The organism is Spirosoma litoris, assembly GCF_054776755.1.
Window position 1 is genome coordinate 34,272 of the sequence record NZ_BAAHBI010000040.1, and the last position, 23,044, is coordinate 57,315.

At 48.9% G+C, this 23,044-nt stretch carries 14 protein-coding genes; all 14 read right to left on the reverse strand.

Translation table 11 applies throughout. From position 1 onward, the window contains the following. Positions 1-61: 61 nt before the first annotated feature. Positions 62-1,537 carry a serine hydrolase gene (locus ACYVGR_RS24720; RefSeq protein ID WP_460961789.1) on the reverse strand — a complete coding sequence of 492 codons (1,476 nt, stop codon included), beginning with the start codon at positions 1,535-1,537 and terminating at the stop codon, positions 62-64. Between the two features lie 161 nt (positions 1,538-1,698). Further along, the gene (locus ACYVGR_RS24725) at positions 1,699-2,559 is read right to left on the reverse strand and encodes a DUF4097 family beta strand repeat-containing protein (protein WP_460961791.1); all 861 of its coding nucleotides are present in this window, start codon (positions 2,557-2,559) and stop codon (positions 1,699-1,701) included. Beyond that, positions 2,559-3,431 (reverse strand): DUF4097 family beta strand repeat-containing protein, encoded by an 873-nt coding sequence (locus ACYVGR_RS24730; RefSeq protein WP_460961793.1) that lies wholly within the window; start codon positions 3,429-3,431, stop codon positions 2,559-2,561. Before ACYVGR_RS24730 ends, ACYVGR_RS24725 begins: the two co-directional genes overlap by 1 nt. Before the next feature lie 110 nt (positions 3,432-3,541). Beyond that, entirely contained in the window at positions 3,542-4,378 is an 837-nt protein-coding gene (locus tag ACYVGR_RS24735) for a HEAT repeat domain-containing protein (protein WP_460961795.1), read from the reverse strand. Then, on the reverse strand, positions 4,353-4,898 hold the full coding sequence (locus tag ACYVGR_RS24740) for an RNA polymerase sigma factor (protein ID WP_182464582.1): 546 nt from the start codon (positions 4,896-4,898) through the stop codon (positions 4,353-4,355). The genes ACYVGR_RS24735 and ACYVGR_RS24740 overlap by 26 nt, the downstream gene beginning before the upstream one ends. Before the next feature lie 510 nt (positions 4,899-5,408). Beyond that, positions 5,409-7,835: an ABC transporter permease gene (locus ACYVGR_RS24745; protein ID WP_460961797.1), complete on the reverse strand. Its 2,427-nt coding sequence runs from the start codon at positions 7,833-7,835 to the stop codon at positions 5,409-5,411. A gap of 91 nt (positions 7,836-7,926) precedes the next feature. Further along, positions 7,927-8,508, reverse strand: coding sequence for a hypothetical protein (locus ACYVGR_RS24750; RefSeq protein ID WP_460961799.1), 582 nt, complete (start codon positions 8,506-8,508; stop codon positions 7,927-7,929). A 213-nt stretch (positions 8,509-8,721) separates the two neighbouring features. Further along, positions 8,722-11,091 (reverse strand): ABC transporter permease, encoded by a 2,370-nt coding sequence (locus tag ACYVGR_RS24755; protein WP_460961801.1) that lies wholly within the window; start codon positions 11,089-11,091, stop codon positions 8,722-8,724. A 92-nt stretch (positions 11,092-11,183) separates the two neighbouring features. Next, positions 11,184-11,933 (reverse strand): GIN domain-containing protein, encoded by a 750-nt coding sequence (locus tag ACYVGR_RS24760; protein WP_460961804.1) that lies wholly within the window; start codon positions 11,931-11,933, stop codon positions 11,184-11,186. Positions 11,934-12,115: 182 nt separating this feature from the next. Then, positions 12,116-14,500 carry an ABC transporter permease gene (locus ACYVGR_RS24765; RefSeq protein WP_460961806.1) on the reverse strand — a complete coding sequence of 795 codons (2,385 nt, stop codon included), beginning with the start codon at positions 14,498-14,500 and terminating at the stop codon, positions 12,116-12,118. Between the two features lie 242 nt (positions 14,501-14,742). Beyond that, positions 14,743-15,339, reverse strand: a complete 597-nt coding sequence (locus ACYVGR_RS24770; protein ID WP_460961808.1) for a hypothetical protein — start codon at positions 15,337-15,339, stop codon at positions 14,743-14,745. Positions 15,340-15,520: 181 nt separating this feature from the next. Next, positions 15,521-17,968: an FtsX-like permease family protein gene (locus ACYVGR_RS24775; protein WP_460961810.1), complete on the reverse strand. Its 2,448-nt coding sequence runs from the start codon at positions 17,966-17,968 to the stop codon at positions 15,521-15,523. Positions 17,969-18,065: 97 nt separating this feature from the next. Continuing rightward, on the reverse strand, positions 18,066-20,459 hold the full coding sequence (locus tag ACYVGR_RS24780; RefSeq protein WP_460961812.1) for an ABC transporter permease: 2,394 nt from the start codon (positions 20,457-20,459) through the stop codon (positions 18,066-18,068). Between the two features lie 82 nt (positions 20,460-20,541). Beyond that, positions 20,542-22,995 (reverse strand): ABC transporter permease, encoded by a 2,454-nt coding sequence (locus ACYVGR_RS24785; RefSeq protein WP_460961814.1) that lies wholly within the window; start codon positions 22,993-22,995, stop codon positions 20,542-20,544. Between the last annotated feature and the right edge of the window lie 49 nt (positions 22,996-23,044).

Sequence of the window (23,044 nt, forward strand, 5' to 3'; positions counted from 1 at the left end):
GATTTTTTATCACTTAATGGTCACGGATCGCCAAAGTAGCCGGAGACTGTTTGTGCCTTTGCTACTTCCCGGTTAGCTCACCAACTTTTTTGAGATAGTCGATGGCATTCGTATTCTGCGGATTCAAGACCAGCGAGTGTTTATAATTCTCGATGGCCAGCTTGCGGTTGCCGATTCGGTCGTAGGTTTCGGCCAGACTATCATAGGTATTCCAGCCTTTTGGATAGAGACTGACGTTCAGTTTGAAAATCTCAAGAGCTTCCTGTAGTTTGTTTTGACCCGCCAGCGAATACCCCCAGTTATTGACATAATTTTCGTTGAGATAAAGTTCCGGGTGTTTTTTCTGGACGTCCTTTACCACGCTGACAATCTGTGCATAACCTCGCTTTTTTAGCTCAGCATTTAGCATCGTCAGGGCAACTGGCTCGCCATAAAAGGCTTCCATAATTTTCTTAGACAATTCGCCGAGTTGGTATTGGGTTGCCTGATCGGCGTCATTAGCGAGCAGTACGAGCCCTACTTTTTGATCCGGATAGAGGTCGCAATAACTTGCAAATCCGAACGTACCCCCTGAGTGCTCAACTTGTCGTTTGCTATCGATGGTTTTGTGAAGGAACCAGTTTAGCCCAAAAGCCTGATTGCCAGGATCACCCCAGGTTAATTGGTGAGTTAGCTGCACCGCTTTGTTGCGTTCGTCCAGTTGATAGGCTGCGTATTTCAGCAGATCGGTGGCGCTGTAACGAAGACCACCGGCGGCTTGCATCGCTTTCATGGTGAAGGCAGGCATTGGGTTCCCTTTGCCATCGTAGCCTTTGGCAAACAGGTCGGAAGGAATCGGCCCAAACGTATTTTGCATCTGAAGAGGCTCTTCCACTTGTTTCCGGATGAGCTCCTCATAGGGCATCTGGTAGATTTTCTCCAGAATGTAACCCACCAATTGAGCCGCCACATTGCAATGCCGTGGATTCTGACCGGGAGCTGCCTTGAGCTTTACCGCATGCAGATCGTTAAAGAAATCCTGCTTGGTATAGTGGCTTAACTCGTTCACAATCCGAAACGGAACCGAATCAGGATTAACCTGTTTGAAACGATCTGGCTGATTGGGAAAGTTATCGGGTAGTTCGGATGTCCAGTTGGTCAGATTGACTAATCGAATAGGTTTGCCTTCGTAGGCCAGATTCGGGTAATCGCCGTCGAGGTATTGGCGAATGTCATCATCGAGTTTCGCACGCTTTTCGAGTACAGCTTTCGCCAGCAACAGACTTCCGAATGTTTTGGTGATCGAGCCAATCTCGTAAATCGTATGCTGCGTCGGTACTAGATTTTTCCCTTTCTCCGTCGTGCCAAAATTGTAGAACGACGTCTTCCCGTTTCGAATAATACCAATCGATAAGCCTACGTGTGTTTTCTCCCGAACAAACGCCGTTCCCAATTGCTGAATAGCCGTTTCTGGGGTGGTATTATTCACTTGCCCAGAGGCCAGCCTGGTTGTGAGTAGGAGAAAACAGAGAGCAAAAAAGAGGTGCTGGATACGCATGAATGTCGATTGTATAGAAAATGCTAAGCTACTTTTTGTCATTCCGACGCAGGAGGAATCTCAACGTTGTTTATTAGTCAAGCTTGACCGGGCCGCCGGAGCGGATTCCTCCTGCGTCGGAATGACAAAAGCATGAATCCTCGGTCTTTGGCAAGAGGCTTTTATTTCGCTTTGCGGATATAAATGTTCCCGTTCATGTTTTTCATCATGACTTCGGGGCCACCACCGTTGATTTTGCCGTAGACCCAATCCTCAATCTTTACCTGGTACATGCCCGACTGGTTGGTCCGGTTCACTTTGGGTTGGCTTTTATCAACGTCGATATCGAAATCGCTGTAGATATCGCCCCGGTCAGATTTGAGTTTGCTGTTTGCTTTCACGTTGCCTGGGAAGGTAACATCCACATTGCCGTTCAGGGTAGAAAACGCCATCGGGGTGTCCGAATCGATGGATTTGAAGGTGGCAATTACGTTCCCGTTTACCGTATTGGCTACCGCTGAACCCGAGACATTAGTCATGTGGATATAGCCATTTACGTTATTGACTTCCAGGTTGCCACTTACGTTTTCAATCTCAATCGTACCATTGTTGACCGTGCTCACTTTCATCGAGAAGCGTTGTGGTACTTTAATCGTCAGATCAATAGTTTGCCGGGTAGTGTTGGCGTTTACCTTGATCGTGTTGTTCCTCTCTTCGGCGCTTACATCAAGGGGTAGTCCTGTTGCAATGCGCTTCATACCGTTAGCTGTCCGGTCAGAACGATCATTATCATCATCGTCGTGCCGTCCTCGTTTCGGGCTGGCCACAATGTCGATCACCACATCTTTGCCGCTATAGCCGATTACGTGAATGGAACCGTTAATGAGTCCTACACGCAAATTGCCGGGTTTAGATGGGTCGCTTAAAGGAACAACTAACTGCTCTTTCACCTCACTCTGAGCGGCTACGGGCCGAGCCAGGCTGAGAAGGAGAATAAATAATGAATAATGGATAATGGATAATGGATGGTTAATCGTTTTCATTAGGATTGTTTTTTAATGTAAATGTTGCCGTTAAATGTTTCAAACTTGAAGGTCTTGCCGCCACTGCCGATGCGAATAGCGATGTTTTTGTTGAGTTTGTAGACCGTTCCGCCGTCGGTTTGCTGGGTTGTTTTAATCGCCTGCACGGGCAAAACTTCCGTGTTGGGGAAATCGGTGTAGAACTTACCCTGGAAAGTCTTGTATTGTAAGTCTGCCGATAAGTTGGCCGGATAACTCACATTGATATTCCCGTTGAGGGTATAATAGGAGGAGTTTTCGGGTGGGTTCGCCACGTAGTCGACATCGAGGTTTCCGTTGATCGTGTGGGCATCTGTGGTGCCTTTTACGTTCGTGAGGGTGATGGCCCCATTTACGTTACGCGCCTTAAGAGTTCCGCTTACATCCTTGACCGTTACATTCCCGTGGTTGACGGTCGACACAACCAGATTCATGTGGTTCGGGACTTTTACGGTGAAATTGAGTGTAAAATCATACTCTATATCCCGATCGTTGTTATTCCAGTTGTTCCGGTTTCGACTCCGCCGAGGGCGCGAATCGAACGGTTCAGCGATGTAAGCCACAATACTATCGCCCTGCTGGCCAAACTGAAGCTGAAATTCTTTTTTTCCGATTTCCAGATCTGCATTGTTTTTCGCCGTGATGGATTTATCAACCTCAATCACAACTTTGTCGCCCGAATAGCCTTCGACTTTAATAAAGCCATTGATGTTGTAAATGGCCAGCGCAGCGGTTGGCGCCTTCGAGACCGTGAATTCTTTGCTAACGTGCTCTTTAAATTCCTGAGCTTTTGCTGGCGATTGGGCACAAGAGAGCACCAACCCCGCCAGTACGGGGATCATAAATAGTTTCATATACATATAAAGTGAAAGAGTGAATGAGTGAAAGAATGAATGAGCGAAAAGCAGTTGGCGAGCTTGGACACTCTTTCGCCCATTCGCTCATTCATTCTTTCACTCTTTAATCAGGATAAGTCCCGAATGCTTTGTTCAATTTTACCTTTTACTAAGTGGTTCAGGTTGTCGTCTCGAAGCAGTTGCCGGAGGGGCTTCACGGATCGTTTCTCCTGTAATTTCACCATCACATCGGCCAGCGCTGACTGAACTAAGGGTGATTCCTGTTGGGTGATCGATTGCACCAGACCTTCCCGCACTCTGGCATTGTCGGCAAGTTTGGCGAGGGCTTCCAGCGTCACTAAACGCACATTCACATTATCGTCGTTGTTAAGGGTTGTCAATAAGGCTTCTACCACTTTCTCATCCACCTGATTGATTTCTTCTGTATAGCTCACCGCCCGAAGTCGCTCGGAAGCCGACGGATTTTCCAAGAGCGAGAGCATCATCATCTGGCGCATTTCCTGCACCTGCGTCGATAGCGTGTCAATCTGTTGTTTGTAGGCTACTGTGGGTGAGTTGGCGTGGTTTAACCAGTACCCACCCGCCAGTCCAACACTTAACAAAACCAAACTATAAGCCAGTCGCAACGTGTACTGAGGAGCCCAGAGCTGTCGCAGTTTCGTTAGTAACTGGGTAAATGGGTTTTCCTGTTCTGTTGTAACGGTTTCCTTATACGTATCCAGCATCGCCTGAAACCGGACCCGTGCCATTGGACTCGGTTCTGGTGTAGGCAAGTTACCCATGAGTTGCCAAAGTTGCCGGGTCGAATCGGCTTCTGCCTGACAGGCTGGGCACTGCGCCAGATGCGCTTCCAGACTTACCCGTTCAGCGTCCGGTAATTGGTTGCTGAGCCAGTCGGTTAGCTGATTGGTCGTCTGTTCACAGTTTATAGGCAGTTTTTCCATTCTCAATCGTCAGATAAATTTTCTTTAACTCGTTCATTGCCCGGTGTACCCGTACTTTTATCGCTCCCTCTGTCGTATTCAGCACTCGTGCAATTTCCTCGTACTTCAATTCCTGAAACCGGCTCAGTACCAATACTTCCCGATTCTCGGCACTTAACTTCGCCATCGCCCGATGCAGCATATCCAGTTCCTGCTCTTTCTGAACCGACTCATCGGCGGTTGGTCCTCCACCTATTTTTTCGGCCACATCGGCCAAATCATAGCTATGGTTCGACCGCTTGTTTTGTTTACTGTAATCGGCCAGTACGTTTCGGGCCAGATGATACATCCAACTTCTAAACTCGCCATCGCCGGTGAACGTGTGTCGGTACTTAAGCATTCGGTAGAACACCGTTTGTACCATATCCTCGCTGGCTTCACGCTGATTGGTCATGTGGAAAAGGAAGCCGAGTAGGGGACGATTGTACCGCTCGAAGAGCAGCCCCATCGTGTCCATATTGCCTGCCTTTACCTGCAGCATCAGCGCGTTATCTGTCAGAGAGCTCAACCGAATTAATGTCGGGTTTAGTGTTATTTGGACTGGAAACTGCGGGAAGTTGGGAAGGTTACAGAAAAAAGTAAATTTTTTTCTGACGTATAGATGACGCAAGGCCGGGCCACGTTGGCTCTGGCCTTGCGCTTATTATTCGTTGGCCTCTGGCCGAATTGTTTTAGTTATCTCACACCAGCCGTATTGGTTTTTACTAACTAATCGCAATTATCCCTAATTGGTTTTTAGTATTAAATCGAGCAATTTTTTCTGCCCCGTTAGGGGCTTAACAGCGTAGCGTCGGTAGCGCAAAAATGGATTCCGAGCGTTATTGCGTGCCGTTAGGTACGCCACTAGTCTCGTACCTAACGGCACGAAGGTGGTCGGATATGGCCTTTTCTACTACCGACGCTGCGCTGTTAGGCCCCTAACGGGGCAAAAAATAGCTCGTTTAGTTTTGAGCGGTATGGCTAACCCCTGCATCGCACTCCTGGCTCCACGCTACTCACTCCGTAAACTCTTTACCGGATTCATCAACGCGGCTTTTATACTCTGCAAGCTCACCGTTAATAAGGCAATGCCGACAGCCAGCAAACCGGCGATGGCAAACATCCACCATTCGATGTCAATTTTGTAGGCGAATGCCTGGAGCCAATTGTTCATAGCGTACCAGGCTATGGGCGATGCGATAAGGATAGCAATCGCCACCAGTTTCAGAAAATCACCGGACAGCAGCGTAATGATACTGCCCACTGATGCGCCCAATACTTTACGAACACCGATCTCTTTGGTGCGTTGCTCAGTTGCGTACGCAGCCAGACCAAACAAACCTAGACAGGCGATCAGGATAGCCAGACCCGAAGCCAGACTGAAAATAGAGCCATATTGCTGTTCGGTCTGATATTGTTTGTTGTAATGCTCATCAACGAAATAATACTCGAACGGGTTGCCAGGGAAGAGCTGCTTGTAAAGCTTCTCCAGTTCACCAATCTTTGCCTGCATGTTGTCCGTGGCCAATCGGATGGTGTAGTTCGAGCCGGGGTAGCCGGGGTAAATAATCAGAGGCTGAATGGCTTGTTGAAGTGACTGGTGATGGTAGTCATGAATAACGCCGATTACTTCCAGTTCGCTGCCAAATTTTATTTTCTGCCCTACGGCCTCCTGGGCCGATGCGAAACCAAGTGATTTAGCCGCCTTTTCATTAATCAGAACCCGATTAGCATCTGTTCCTTTGGCGCACATCTCGGGCGTAAAGTTCTGTCCGGCAGCTAGTCTGATGCCGTAGGTTGGTAGAAAACGGTCGTCGCTGTACGTGAATGCATACTCTTTCTTTTCATCGCCGGGCACCGGATTTAATCGCGTAACCCCATCAGAATTAAAATTATACCAGCCGCCCGGTACACTCCCCGAATTACAATACCCATCGACATAAGGCAGACTGGCTAGTTCATTGCGGAATGCTGTTTTCCCGGCTCTTCGGGCAGAATCGGCCCCTACGTCAGCCCCTTTGATAACCAGCAATTGCTTGACGTTGATGCCTAAATCTTGAGACTGCATAAAGGCTAATTGCCGATACAGAACAACCGTGGCCACCATCAGCACAATGGAGATGGAGAATTGAAAAACAACGAGGGTCTGCCGTACTCGAACACCCTGCCCCGACCGGACAAACGCATTCTTCACAATGCTGATAACCGGAAAACGGGATAGGGCGAAAGCTGCATAGCTACCCGAGGCAATAGCGCCTAACAGAACGGCCCCCGCTCCAACGATCCATAATGGACTCTGACTGATTGAGGTCAGTGATAACTTTTTGTCAATTAACTCGTTGAATGGACTTTGGAGTAAGGTGATTAGCAAAATCGCCAATCCCAGACCCAGTACATTTAGGAGTAGCGATTCGCCAAGAAATTGCCCGATGATTTGCCCCCGATTGGCGCCAACTACTTTACGCACACCTACTTCTTTAGCCCGTTTTAGCGCCCCGGCTGTCGACAGGTTGATGTAGTTAAGCCAGGCAATAACCAGAATCAAAAAGGCAATACCACCAAGCATATACACAAAACCAACTTTACCGCTGGTTGGTCGGGCGTCGCTTAGGCCATCACCCAAGTGTATGTAAGTGAGGGGTTGTAGCTGGGTAATTTCTGCCGTTTTAGGTCGCGCCTTCGAAATCAACTGATTCGCTTTGGCTTCGAACGCAACCGGGTCGGCTTGTGGATCGAGCAGGATCATTGTTTGAGAAAACGAGCCTTCCCAACGGTCTAATCGGGCCCAGTCGTTCCCGTTTCGATTCGCTTCATTGTCGAGCGTACTGAGCGAATAGACGATGTCGAACTGCAAATCGGAATTGGCCGGAACGTCGGCAAAAACACCTACTATCGTATAGGGCAATTTGCCAAACTGACTATTCAGCGTCAGGATTTTGCCAATTGGGTTTTCGGCACCAAAATAGGCTTTGGCCTTAGTTTCCGAAATAGCGACTGTGTTTGGCTGGTATAGCGAAGATGAACCCGCCACCAGTGGAAAGGAGAAAATACGGAAGAAATCGCCATCGGCACTTAGTGAGTTCGTCTCCCGGAAAGACCGTACTGCCTGTGCGCTTCCTGTTTCGGGCACTGTAACCACGCCCTGTTGAACAGAGGCAATCCGGCAAGCGGCCTTCACTTCGCTAAACTGTTTTTTCAGCGCTGTTGCTATGGCCGATGGCACGTAATCATCGGATTTACCATCTGGATGTTGTAACAGAATGCGGTAGGTGTTGGCCAGATTCTGATGAAACTGATTGTAGCTTTTTTCGAAACTGATGTATTCCAGAATCAGAACGAAAGCCGCAATACCGAGGGCCAGACCCGCAATGTTGATGAGCGAAAACACGCGGTTTTTGCTCAGATTACGAAACGCGATTTTTAGGTAGTTGAGAAGCATAGGATATAAAGTAAAGGGCATGGGGCCAGGAACACGGACACCAACTGAGTAGCTTAATCCGCGCTCCTGGCCCCATGCCCTTTACCCTATGCTATTGATTTCCTGTTTTAATACCGAAACTGCGTTCGGTTTCTTTGATGATGGCTTGCTTTTCGCGCTCCGATTTGCCTAGTACGTTAGCCGTACGTTCGATAATGAGCTCTTCGCCATCTTTCTCAAACGTATACTGCATCCAGAGCCGACCGTTTTCTTTATCTTCTTTCACCAACACGGAGGTTGGCGCTACCTCGCTGGGAGACAGTGACGAGCTGGAATTAGCTTCCATTCGATCCGACGATGATTCATCGGAATGAGAATAGGAGGTCACCCGTACTTCCGAGTTTCTCTTGCTCACGCGCGCTTCGTGTTTACGGTTAAGGCGAATATCGTTGGCCTGGTTATCGACAAATCGATCCAGCGAATCGATGATATGGGTTTCCAGCGCTTTTACGTCGCTTTTGTCCATGTCTTCGATGTTGAATGTGCGGTTATAATGTACTGAACGACCTTGTTGTTCAATATCAACACGAATACGAAGCTCCCGACCATCGGTCGTAACGTTTTTGCTGGACGACCGTTGGGCTACTGCACCGAAACCAATCGAGAGCAGGAACAGAGTAAAGAGCGTTTTCATAAAACGGCAGAAATTGCGTAGAATTTGAGATAGGTATAATTACTCCCTCTATCATCGTGCCAAGTGCGTATCTTGTTGTTTATCAATATCTTCTCGATATATGAAGAAATCGGATGTCCATTATCGGACACTTTTTCGTACGCGTGCGGACAGGGTGCAAGGAGCACGGGGCATGGAGCGGGGAAAACTATATGCCCTGCTCCGTGCACCTCGCTATTCACTTCGCAAACTCTTCACCGGATTCATCAGGGCGGCTTTGATGCTTTGGAAACTTATCGTTAGCAGAGCAATGCCTAGGGCTACTATACCGGCCAGGACGAAAATCCACCATGATAAGTCGATTTTATAGGCGAACCCCTGTAGCCATTGCTGCATGGCATACCAGGCGAGGGGGGAGGCAATAACGATGGCGATCAGGACCAGTTTGACAAAGTCGGCAGAGAGTAACCCCACGATGCTGGCTACCGAGGCACCGAGCACCTTCCGAACGCCAATCTCTTTGGTGCGTTGCTCGGCTGTGAAAGCGGCCAGCCCAAACAGACCCAGGCAGGCAATGAAAATGGCCATACCCGCAAATAAGGTTGCCAATGTACCGACAACGGTTTCGCTTTTGTAGAGCTTCTGGTATTCATCGTCAACAAACGAATAGGTAAACGGAAGCTTTGGGTTGATTTTCCGACAAATGGCCTCGATACTGGCTAACGCTTGTTTTGTCTGACCCGGCTGGGTACGTATCAGAATGTTATTAGGCCCCCAAGTCTCGCCCAGGCGAATGAAGAGAGGACGGATAGGTACGTGCAATGAGTTGAAATGAAAATCTTCGATAAGCCCAACAATTTTTCCTGGCCTTTTCCCATAAGCAAGCGGCTGGCCAACTGGATCTTTATAGCCAATCCGTTTGGCGGCTGCCTGATTGATGAGGTAATTGCTTGAATCCGTACCGAAAGCCGGGGAGAAATCGCGACCCCGAATCAGTTTCAATTTCATGGTTTTGGCGTAATCGTAGCCAACTACGGTATTGTTGAATTGAATAGCCAGATTTGGGTCTTTGCCTGTCCATTGTAGACCATCGGTGGTATTGCCGTTCTGTAGCGGATTCGTAATGGAATGGGTAATGCTCTGGATGCCAGCCATACGGAGTAATTCCTGCTTAACCATCGGGTAGTTATGGGCTAGCTCCCCCTGGCCGGGAATACTAATTAAATTCTCGCGGTCGTAACCTAAATTCTTCGTTTGAATGTACTGAAGCTGCCGATAAATGACCACCGTGCCCACAATCATCAGCATGGACAGAACAAACTGAAAAACAACCAAACCTCGGCGAAATAACTGCGCGCCCGGTCCGAAACGTAACATTCCCTTCAGGACCCGAACCGGATTGAGTGAAGATAGAAACAGGGCTGGGTAACTCCCGGCCAGACTGCCTGTAATGATGAGTAAACCTGCCAACAATGCCCAGAAATAGGGTTCTTGGATAGGAAGGTTCAACTGCTTGTCGGTCAGTAGGTTGAAGGCGGGTAGCATCAGCCTTACGAGCGTAATGGCTAGTACGAGCGCTATAGTCGTTAGGAGGAGGGCTTCGCCCATAAACTGGCCAATAAGCGATGACCGCTCGGCGCCGATTACTTTTCGGACGCCCACTTCCCGCGCCCGTTTAGCAGAGCGGGCCGTGGCCAGATTCATAAAATTAATTCCGGCAATCAGCAGCAGAAATACAGCCACAATGGCAAATAGCCGTATGTATTCGATGCGGCCCCCATCGCGAACGCCGTTTTTGAAATTGGAATAGAGGTAAGCTTCGGTTTCTGGCTGCAAAAACAGCTGAATGTCGAACGTGGCGTTAATGTCTTTGTTGCGCCCTTTCAGGAATCCTTTAAGTTTCGCATTTACCTTCGCAGGGTCGGCATCGGGGCGGAGTTCGATGCGGGTATCGGGCCCGCCGTTTTCCCATTCATTAAGCCAGGCATTCTGCTTTAGAAAGAGCTCCCAATTCTGTAGATAATCGTATTGGTCGAGCGAGGTGGTGGGCAAATTCTCGAATACTGCCGTTACCTGAAAATCGGTCTTGTTGTCGAACCGAATCGATTTGCCTAGTGCGGCCTGGGGGCTCCCGAAATAGACTTCGGCTAGTTTTCGGGAAATTGCCAGATTGTTCGGCGCATTGAGAGCTGTAGTTGCCGTGCCTGCCAGCAACGGAATCTTGTACATCTTGAACCAGTCAGCCCCCGCAAAACTCCCGGTTTGTCGGGCTATTTTATTCCCCACGCTGAGTACATGCCCTTCCTTCGATGAAAATCCTGCTGCGTGAACAATCTCAGGAAACTGCCGTTTGAGCTCGTCCGACAAAATTCCTGGCGTATCCTCATCCGTAACAATCCGCCCATCGGCAATTTCATTCTCCATGATCCTGTAGAGATGGCTGCCATTGGCGTACTGTGTCCCGATGCTTAGCTCATCCTGAATCCAGAGGAAAATGAGTAGGCTGGACGCCATGCCTAGCGCCAGCCCCACAATATTAATAGCGGAGAATGTTCTGTTACGGATCAGGTTCCGATAGGCGATGGTGAAATAGGAGCGAAGCATAGGGTGTTGTTTTGGCGTGGTATAGCATGGGGCAGGGAGCGCGGAGCAGGGTAAAGATCCTCCCTTGCTCCGCGCTCCCTGCCCCATGCCATTTATTCAGCTCGATGGATTTTTACTTCGCCGATGACCAGTTTACGTAGATTGCCATCACCGGCATACTTGATGTCGGATTCGCCGAATGCCATAACACCAATTCGATTCGATGCGTACACGTTCAACTGGCTATCGCCATACGAATGAACCGACACCAGCTCGCCGATCAGCTTCTCGGTATCAAGCGTATTTTCGCCATAAATGCGATATTGTTGTCTGGCTACTTTACCCGAATGGATCGCCACCTTGTTCTCGCCGAATAAACTCACTTTGAGTTTATTCGCGGTTAAACCTGTCAGATTCACTGTGGCCTGGCCATACACCTTCAGTTTGAACGAATCACTAGTCAGATCGCTCTGGCAGGTAGCTTCTTCTTCACCCCGGATTTGCAGACTTTTTAGGCTTTTATAGGTTACGAAAGCCGTTACTTTTACACTCTTGTCGTAAATCGGTCTCGTAAATTCCATGTCGCCCTCTTTCCATTTTTGGTTCTTGACTGTAATCCGCGCGTCATCAAGATAGATGCTCAACGTCTTGTTTTGCACTACATAGTTCACCTTCTCGGGTTCTATATTCTGATATTGCAACTGAATGTTTTCCTGCTCACCGGCCACTAGTACAATACTCACGTGTGGGCTGGTAATGACTTTATCGAACGATGGCAAAACGTTCGCCGGGGTTTGCGCGTGTACGAAAAAGGCGAGTAGTAGGAGGAAAAGAGTTGTTCCGGTTTTGGTTAGATTCTTCATAATTAGGGGGTATATGTAGTTGTTGTGACATTTGATAATTAAATAAATTTAGAACTAATCATCTGATTTTGTGCGACCCCGACGGGGTCAAATGTTTATAGTGGATGGTCTTTCTATAAACATCTGACCCCGTCGGGGTCACACAAAACAAAACCTAATTTATCTCTGTGTTTAAACTGAATTTATTCACTTCTCAAACTCTTCACCGGGTTCATCAAAGCCGCTTTCACACTTTGGAAACTCACGGTTAGTAACGCGATGATCACCGCTAGCAGACCTGCCAACGCAAATATCCACCAGCTAATGTCGGCCTTGTACGCAAATCCCTGTAACCACTGACTCATGGCATACCAGGCGAGGGGCGAGGCAATGACAATAGCGATCAGCACCAGTTTGACAAAATCTTTAGAAAGCATCGTTACAATGCTGAAAACGGATGCACCCAACACTTTCCGAACGCCAATCTCTTTCGTGCGTTGTTCGGCGGCAAAAGCGGCCAATCCAAACAGACCTAGGCAGGCAATCAACACGGCCAACAACGTGAAGGTGAGTAAGATTTCGCCCTGCTTCTGTTCGGCTTTATACTGTTTTGAGAAGTTCTCATCAAGGAAATGAAAATCCAGCGTGGCACTCGGATCGAACGTATGGTAGACCGATTGAATGTACGCCAGCGCTTCAGGGGCTTTTCCGGCCTGAATGCGGACGTAGATGTTGTCTTTTTCAAATGGAGCGGGCATCTGCAACACCAGTGGCTCAATTTTGTGCTGGAGTGAGTACGTGTGAAAATCCTTCACTACCCCCACCACACGAGCTTCAGCGGTGTGTTTTTCCTGATCAATGTAGTATTTCACCCGTTTGCCAACAGCGTCTTTCCAGCCGAGTTGTTTCGCCAGGGTTTCGTTGACTAACACGGCGCCAAACAAATCGCTTTTGAACGACTCCGAGAAATTTCGTCCCTGTTGCAGCTTAATTTCCAGCGTTTTCAGATAATCTGAATCGACAGAGAATTTTTGGACAACCTGCGTACTAGACGATAGCGCGCCATTTTGTTCGAAGAACATGCCGTTGCCACCAATATTATTATTGCCAATGGGGTTGCTGGCGGCCGACGCGCCTTCGATCAACGGACTGCGCTGTAGCGCTTCCTTGAGGGCGTCGACACGCTGACGAACGTCTTCACTGTTGATATGAAACGTGAGTACTTGTTCTTTATTAAAGCCTAAATCGCTGTGCATCACAAACCGCATTTGCCGGTACACCACAAACGAACAGGCAATCAGCGCCACTGTTGCCACAAACTGAAACACAACCAGCGATTGCTTGAAGAAAATACTACCCGATTGATTGCCGAGTTGCCCCCGCAAAGCTGCTACGGGCCGGAAGCCCGAAAGCCGCAAGGCCGGATAAAGCCCACTCAGTGTACCAAGGCATACTGAAAGCACAGCAACAATCAGAAAAGTAGTCGTGAACCCGCCCATCGACAGCGTTTTATCGGCCATCTGATTAAAGTAGGGTAAGGCCATCTTGGTCAATATTGCACTCACCAAACCTGCCAGCAGTGTCATCAAAATAGACTCGGTCAGGAACTGCCCCACGAGCTGCCATTTAAACGAACCAATTGCTTTCCGAACGCCTACTTCGCGGGTGCGTTTGAGGGAGCGGGCCGTGTATAAATTCACGTAGTTGATGCAGGCAATCAGCAGAATGAGCGCAGCTACGGCGGCAAAAATGGAGACTGTACGAGCGTTGCCATTCGCGCCGATTTCGTAGTCTAATTGCGAATGGAGGTGAATCGATGTCAGAGGCTGGAGTTCCATTCGATAATCGACTTCACCCATTTCTTTTTTCAGGTACTTCTGATAAAACCCAGGGAGTTTAGCCTCCAGCGTTTTGTAGTCGCTGCCTTTGGTCAGGAGCAGGTAGGTATAGAGTTCAAAACTCTGCCAGCCGCTGGTGTAATTGTTTGGTAACGAACGCAATGCCTCAAACCGAAAATGTGAGTTGGTCGGTACGTCTTCGATAACACCCGTGACCGTATTCGGAAAATGATTGCTGAACTCAATTACTTTGCCAACGGCTTTGCTGGCATCGCCAAACAGCTTTTCGGCTATGGTTTTGGTGAGTACAATGCTTTGTGGTTTAGTCAGCGCCGAAGCCGGATCGCCATATAGAAACGGGAACGAGAATACATCAAACACCGATGGGTCAGTGAAGAAGATGTTGTTCACGTCCATCTTTTTGTCGTTGAACGTAATCTGGCCACCGCCTTCTGGATTAATCCGAACCGTTTTTTCAACTTCCGGATAATCGTTTTTTAGAGCTGCGGCAAAAGGAGCTGAGGTAGGAGCCAGCTTGAGATTGCCACCCGGCCACTGGGCGTAATGAACCACCCGGACAATACGGTCAGCGTTGCTATGAAACCGGTCGTAGCTCCATTCATCGGTTACATAGAGTACCATCAGCCAGACGGCCGCCATGCCAATGCCCAGGCCAACGACATTGAGACCACTGAACAGTTTGTTTTTCCAGAATGTCCGAACTGAAATCTTTACGTAATTACCAAGCATGACCGTGACCCGTTGAAGTTAAGAAAAGAAAACGCACGACTTCGTACGTCTTACTGATTTAGAAAAGTCCAAATGCTATGCCAATTAGATAATGTGCTGATTGTTAGGAGTTTGTGATGTATATGGTAAGCGAAATGTCCGCAAACGGACGTAAGCCGTACAGTTGCGGACATTGGAAAAGAGCCATCTGGTGTAAAAACCATCTGGGGTCTGAGACACAGCATGCTGTGTCTCTACGTATGTCATTTCCCGGCTTTCGGAACGCCTATTGATTTCTCAATGTCGTCGATCAATTGTTGCCGTTCCTGTTGCGATTTATTCTGCACATCGAGGGTGCGTTCGTAGGTCACATCATCGCCATCTTTTTGAAACTTGTAACGTAGGTACAACTGGCCGGAGTCTGAGTCGTATTTAACCTCCTTGGTATAAGGATGTTTTCCACCAACAGCCATAGTATGATTGTTGCCGTTGGTAATCGATACCGTTTCCTGATCGCTGCTGATGATGGCTACTGATTCCGGGCTTTTGGGGGCAATGGGAGCGTGTGGAGCAAGGGCGGCACGAGGAGCTTTAAAGGGCTTTAGTGGTTTAATTGGTTCGGGTGCGCTAACATTCAATGAATCCAGAATGTGTTCACGCAGCGCATTTCGTTCATCCTGATTTAAGGTAGATACATCGAACGTGCGATCATAATCAATTGGGTTGCCATCAACGGTTCCCTTAACCCGAATGGATAGCGTTTTGCCATCGTCGTTGATGCTGCGGCTGATTGAGTTGTGGTGTTGAGCGAAGACTAAGGAAGTGGCCAGCGCCAATACGGTCGTTAGAAGCGTTCTCATGCGAATTGTTGTTAGTCAGTTTTTACGAGTTCATTGGGCTAATGACACTGATTTTCGCCGGACGTTGCTTTTGGGGGGATAAAATGTAGAGACGCAACCCTTTGCGTCTCCTTGACCGGATGGTTTTATTAACCCTAAAATTGCTGACGCATATGGAGACGCAAAGGATTGCGTCTCTACATTACTCACTTCGCAAACTCTGCACCGGATTCATCAGAGCTGCTTTGATGCTTTGGAAACTGATGGTTAACAGGGCAATACCTATAGCTAATAGGGCCGCCAGAATAAATAGCCACCACTCGATATTGATTTTGTAAGCGAAGTCCTGTAACCATTTATCCACCCCCCACCAGGCCACGGGCGACGCGATCAGGACCGCAATCAACACGAGCGTCAGGAAGTCTTTGGAGAGCAGCGTAACAATGCTGGCCACCGAAGCCCCCAACACTTTCCGAACGCCAATCTCCTTCGTCCGGCGCTGCGCTGTAAACGTTACCAACCCAAACAAACCCAGGCAACTGATTAATACGGCGATACCCGTAGCCAGCGTGACCAGCTTGCCCAGATTCCGTTCTTTAGCGTAAAGATCAGCCACCGATTCGTCGAAAAATTTGGGGTTGAACGGTTCGTCGGGATAGGTGTTCACCCAAAGCGTTTTGATCTGGGCCAGCGTTTTATCGAACGAGTTGGCTCCACTTCGTCGGAATTTCACGTTAAAGACATGCAAATTCTCTTTATGGCTCATCAATGCCGTAGGCTGAATGGCATTGTGCAACGAGCGATGGTGGAAATCGCGCACCACGCCAACGATGGGGAATTTCTCCAATACCTTACCAACGGCATCGGCCGGATTCAGAAAGCCGATCCGTTTTGCCAGCGTTTCGTTGATAATGTATTCCCGTGCGGTGTCGCTTGGGAGTAGGTTGCGCCCCGCTACTAATTTCATCCCGTACAAAGCCATATAGGTCGTGTCGGCTTCTTTGCGGTACACGTTTAGTTTAATCTTTCCCTTTTTGCCTAGGTATTCCAGCGTAGATGTAGACCAGCCACCGGCAATAGGCGTCTGATTAGCCATACTGACGCGTTCGACGCCGGTTAGTTTCCGAATCTGATCGGCTAGCGTAAATCGGACATCATGACGGTCGCCGTTGAAAAAACTGCTGGTTGGGGTGTTGAAGGTTACGATAGCGTCGCGCTGAAACCCCAGATCGGAGTTAATCAGGAAACGGAGTTGTTGACCGACTAACAACGCCCCCACAATAAATACCTGGGCCACAACAAACTGCCCGACAATCAGTACTCGGCGCAACCCGGCATGACCAGCCGTCTGGCTTGTCTGATTGCGTAGGGCCAGCACCGGCGAAAGTCGTGACACAACTACGCCCGGATACAGCCCGGCTAACAGAGCCGTTGTGATTGCAACAAGGAGCAGAAAGCCATACAGATGCGGCTGCGTAAAATTGAGCGTAACGCCCTTCGGAACAATATCGCCAAGATACGTCAGGGCGCCCTCTGCCAGCACCAGCGCGATGCCCGTAGCCAGCAGGGTAAGCACGAAGGTTTCGCCCAGAAACTGAATGAGTAGTTGCTTGCGTCCACTGCCCAATGATTTCCGAACCCCAATTTCCTTTGCTCGCTGGGTCGATTGAGCGGTGGCCATATTGATAAAATTGATGCAGGCCAGCAGTAGTAAAAAGCCACCAACCAGACCCAGCACCAGCAACGTTGGGCGATGCGCTACGTGACTGCCGCTGGCGTAATCGGCATTGAAATGGACATCGGTCAGCGGTTGGAGAATAAACCAGCGATTGCCTTTCTCTTCAGTGGCTGGCATGTGGCGTTCGACCATCTTAATAACCTGCTCACCGAAACGCTTGGGGTCAGTACCGGGCGTTAACATCAGCAAGCATTGCGACGAGGAATTGGTATTGTTCCACTCTGTAAAACCCAGATTATCCCGGCGTTTTTTATTGGTGCTTACGGTCGCGAGCGAGACGAACGACTTGAAATCAAAATCGCTGGGGGCGTCGAGGTCCTTCAGCAAGCCCGAAACCGTTAACGACAATGTATCCCGATACTGTTGCCCAATAAGCCGACGACCGACAACGGCAGGGCTGGCATCGCCGAAATACAAACGGGCTTGACGCTCTGTCAATACAATCTGGCCCGGCTTTGATAGCGACGCTTTGGGCGAACCTGCCAGCCACTGACGGGGCATAATCTCGAAGAAGGTCTCATCGGTAATAGCCAGCCAGTCACGCTCATTGTCTTGGGTAGGAAATCGAGCTGGCTCGGCACCTGGACGAGGCACCTCAACAACCTGAAAGCTACCTGTATGAAAAGCCGCGACCGTTTTGGCTCCTGTCAATTCCTTTCGAACACCGTCGGGAATTGGAGCCGACAAACCGGGGTTATGGTAGAATTCGTCGCCAAACTTAAACTTCGATACCAGCCTGTAGATTTGCCCACTGTTGGGCACATTCTGGTCGAAATTCAGTTCAAACTGAACGATCAGGTAAATGACCAGACAAGCCGCCACACCAATTGACAAACCCGCCACGTTGAGCGCCGTAGTCAGCCGATTCCGGCCAAGGTTGCGAATCGCGATGTTGAGGTAACTTTTTAGCATGGTTGTTTAGGTTAATGGCACGGAGCGAGGAGCAGGGAGCATGGTGCGGGGATATGACTCATACATACCCTGCCCCGTGCACCCTGCTCCTCGCAATTTATTCACTTCGTAAACTCTTCACCGGATTCACCAAAGCGGCTTTAATGCTTTGGAAACTGATGGTTAGCAACGCAATGCCTATGGCCAGCAGACCGGCTAGGGCGAAGATCCACCACGATATATCAATTTTGTAAGCAAAGCCTTGCAACCACTGGTTCATAGCGTACCAGGCCAACGGGGAGGCAATGATAATGGCGATGAACACCAGTTTCAGGAAATCCCTAGAAAGCAGGCCAACTACCCCGAACACCGATGCACCGAGTACTTTACGAACGCCGATTTCCTTGGTGCGTTGCTCGGCCATAAACGCCGACAAACCAAACAAACCCAGGCAGGAGATAAAGATAGCAAGGAATGCAAAGTAATTGGCCAGACTGCCGACCACTGTCTCACTTTTGTAAAGTTTCTGGTACTCATCGTCGATGAATCGATACGAAAACGGAAACTTCGGATTCATCTCTTTCCACAACATTTCAATACTCGCCAGCGCCTGGGTAGTTTGCCCCGGTTGCGTGCGAATGATGAAACTATGCATGTTCAGATCCGTTCCTAACCGCAGGATAATGGGGGCAATGGGAATGTGCAACGACTGGAAGTGGAAATCCTTCATAACGCCAATGATTTTCCCCGGCCTACCCCACATGGTAATTGGTTGGCCAACGAGTGAACCAGTGCGTTTATTTTTGTTGTCGATGCGCTTAGCAGCAGTTTCGTTGATTAGGTAGTTGGTGGTATCGGTTCCAAATTCGGACGAAAAATCACGGCCTTCAACCTGTAGCTTCAGGGTTTTGATCAGATCATAGCCCACCGCCGTTTGGGTGAATTCGATGTTGACATTTGGGTCTTTACCCGGCCATTTTACCCCACCCGTGCTGCTGCCAATGTTGTTCGGCGCTTCCTGCATGGACGACACCGACATGATTCCGGGTTTACGCAGCAACTCGTCTTTGAAGGTTTTATAGGCCGATAGGGTCGCCAGATCGCCTTCAACCGGAATATACAGCAGATTTTCGCGATCGTAGCCGAGGTTTGTGGTTTGCACATAATTGACCTGCCGATACACGATGATGGTTCCCACTATAAGCAACATCGACAAGACGAACTGAAAAACAACCAATCCCTGCCGGAATAACCGAGCCCCCGAACCAAACTTTAGTGATCCTTTCAACACCCGAACTGGCTCCAGTGCTGATAAAAACAAAGCCGGATAGCTGCCCGCTAGTAAGCCAGTAAGTAGTGCCATGCCTACTAGCATCAGCCAGAATGAAACTTGTGTTGTATTCAGACTGATGTGCTTGCCCGTTAATTCGTTGAACTGCGGTAACAGGAAGAAAACAAGAATCAGCGCAATCCCCAATGCCAGGAACGTAAATAACAGCGCTTCGCCAACAAACTGCCCGGCCAGTACACTTCGCACAGCACCAACTACCTTCCGAACGCCCACTTCCTTCGCCCGCTTGACCGACCGGGCTGTGGCCAGATTCATGAAATTGATGCAGGCAATCAGCAACAGAAATACGGCTACAATACTAAACAACCTGACGTACTCGATGCGTCCGCCATCCTGTTTTCCGTTCTTAAAGTTTGAGTATAGGTAACCATCAGTATAGGGCTGTAGGAAGAGTTGGGCATCGAAGGTTGCGCTCATGTCCTCCTTATTATACTTCCGCAAAAGCGGTAAAATTTTGGCCTCCAGATTGGCGACGTTTGCATCGGGGCGGACCATAATGCGGGTATGTGGCCCATTGCTACCCCATTGTTTCATCCAGGGATTACGTGTGATGCAGTCCTGCCAGTTGAGCAGGAAATCGTACTGGTCAGATGAATTCTCGGGCAGGTTGTCAAAAACGGCCGTTACCTGATAATCCTGCTTGTTATCGATGCGAATGCTCTTGCCCAGAGCGGTTACCGGATTGCCAAAGTAGAACTCGGCTACTTTTTTCGAGATCGCCAGACTATTCGGGGTGTTCAGTGCCGTTTGCGGGGTTCCGGCCAGTAGTGGAATGCTGAACATTTTAAACCAGTCGGCCCCTGCCCAATGCCCCTCTTCTTTATTGATCTTCTCCCCAACGGCAAACGTCATCTGCGCACCCCAGCCTGTATAGCTAGCGGCATAAACGATTTCGGGGAAAAGCTTTTTTAGCTCGTCGGCTAATAGACCCGGTGTAAAATGCCCGGTTTCGACTTTCCCATCGTAGAACTGGCTTTGCATCACATTGTACAACTGAGGTCCATTCGCGTGGAATTTATCCACAGTTAGCTCATCCTTTATCCACAAAAAAATCAGCAGGCTACACGCCATGCCGAGCGACAAGCCTAGTACATTGATCGCTGAGAAGGCCTTATTCCGAATGATATTTCGCCAGGCGATTTTGAAATAATTGAAAAGCATGCTTGTTTAGGTTAATGGCACGGAGCGAGGAGCAGGGATAGGGCCACGCATACCCCGCCCCGTGCACCCTGCTCCTCGCAATTTATTCACTTCGTAAACTCTTCACCGGATTCATCATCGCGGCTTTAATGCTCTGGAAACTCACTGTCAGGAGCGCAACACCCACCGCCAGCAGACCCGCCAGCGCAAACACCCACCACTCGATGTCAATTTTGTAGGCGAAGTCCTGCAGCCAGCGGTTCATGGCCCACCAGGCCACGGGCGATGCTAGAACAATGGCAATCGCCACTAACTTGAGAAAGTCTTTGGAGAGCAGGCTGACGATGCTGGTTATGCTCGCGCCGAGTACTTTCCGAACTCCGATTTCCTTCGTTCGTTGCTCCGTTGTAAAGGATACTAATCCAAACAGACCAAGGCAGGCTACCAGGATCGTCAAGCCAGAGAAAAAGCCCAGAATTTGTCCGGTTTTTAACTCGGTCGCGTATAAATTCTGGTAACGTTCATCCAGAAACGAATACACAAATGGCTCATTGGGCATCAGCGTTTTCCACTTCTGTTCCATAGATGCCAGCAAACTGGCCATGTCCGGCGTTTTAGCCTTCACAATGAGTGTGCCTGCATTATTCCCCAGCATCATAACCAACGGTGTAATTCGCTCATGGAGTGGCCGAAAATGAAAGTCTTTCACCACGCCAATCACCTGATACGTTTTTGGGGTATCCCTTGTATTCGACAAGATGTGTTTCAGCGTATGTTTTAGGGCATTGTTTCCCCAGCCAAAGGATCGAACAGCCGCTTCATTTACAATTACAACTGACGAATCGGTGCTAAAGTCACGCGAGAAGTTTCGGCCGATCTGCAATCTCATGCCTAGCGTAGGAATGTAATTCTCATCTACATCATAGCGCAGGGATTTAATAATTTGGTTCTGATTGTTATCCGGAGAAACAAAAAAGTTATTGCCGTAAGATGGCCCCGCTGGTAAGTAGCCCGATAAGCTTACGTTGACTACCCGGGGATCTTGTCGTAACTGGTCGCGCAGGAGCGCTTCTTTGGGGCCTAGCTGCCAGGTTTGTGGCAGTACGATCACCTGTTCTTTATCATAGCCTAACTGCTTATGCTGCATATACATAAGCTGGCGGTAAACGACCGTGGTGGCAACAATCAGGGTAATTGAAATGACGAACTGAAAAACAACCAGGCTGCCTCGTAAACCAGCTCCTTGCCCAATCGGTAACCACCCCGACGACCCACCCTGTAATGCCGTACCACCTTTTAATACGGCTACTGGTTTAAACGATGACAGGAAAAAAGCCGGATAGCTACCTGCTACAATTCCCGTGAGTAAACCAATCCCGCACAAACCGCCCCATAACCAATAGTTGCCTAAAAAATCAAGCGGAAGTTCCTGCCCAACGAAGGCCCGAAATGTAGGTAACACTAGCTGTACAATGCTGGTGGATAAGGCTAGGGCAACAGTTGTCAGCAATAACGACTCAATCATGAACTGACTAATTAAGGCTGGCTGACTTGAGCCCATCACTTTTCGGACACCTACCTCACGAGCCCGCTTTGTGGCACTGGCTGTTGAGAGGTTCGTGAAATTTATGCAGGCAATTACCAGCATAAATAGCGCAATGGCTCCAAATAGATACACATAACGGATGTTACCCAGTGCTTTGAGATCATACGAAAATGTGGAATGGAGGTGAATATCGGTTAGGGGTTGTAGGAGTAAGCTAAGTTCATTGCCCTTCTGATGAAATTGAGCTAACGACATACCCATCGCCTGGGGTAATTGCGGACCTAAGTATTTCTCAATAACCCGAGGAAGTTTGGCTTCGAGTTGCTTATAATCGTACCCTTTTGGTAAGACGACATAAGTATAAAATTCAGACTGTAGCCAGCTCGGCGATTTTGCCTCAGGCAGACTGGCCATCGATGCAAATAAATCAAAATCGAAGTGGGAGTTAGACGGTATTTTGTCCACTAAGCCCGTGATTGTGTAGGCTTTATTTTCCGTTTTCAGGGTAATAATTTTGCCGATTGGGTCGTCGCTGCCAAAGTATTTGTGCGCAAACTTTTGTGTAACGACAACTGTGTTGGGTTGCAATAGAGCTGTTTTACTATCCCCTTTCAGAAATGGAATGGTAAACACCCGAAAAAAGTTGGAGTCGACGAAGGTAAAGGCGCTCTCCTTGAAGGCTTTATCACGATATGAAATCAGAGGAGAACCTCCCATACGTAAACGGGTAGCCTCCTCCACTTCGGGAAATTCGCTATGAAGTACCTGCGCTACAGGCGGCATTACGTGGGGTTCGTTCATCTGATTGCCCTGGACACTCCCCCGAAAAAACACACGCACAGTTCGGTCTGCCTTGTCGTTGAAACAATCGTAGCTGAGTTCGTGCAGTACATACACCAGAATCAGCAGACACGTTGCCAGGCCAAGGGCTAACCCCACAATGTTGATGGCCGAAAACAAGCGGTTTCGGACTAGATTCCGCCAGGCGATTTTAATGTAGTTCGTTAGCATGGGAAGGGGGCGTGGAGCAGGGTGCTCGGGGCAGGGAAACCGTGTTCCG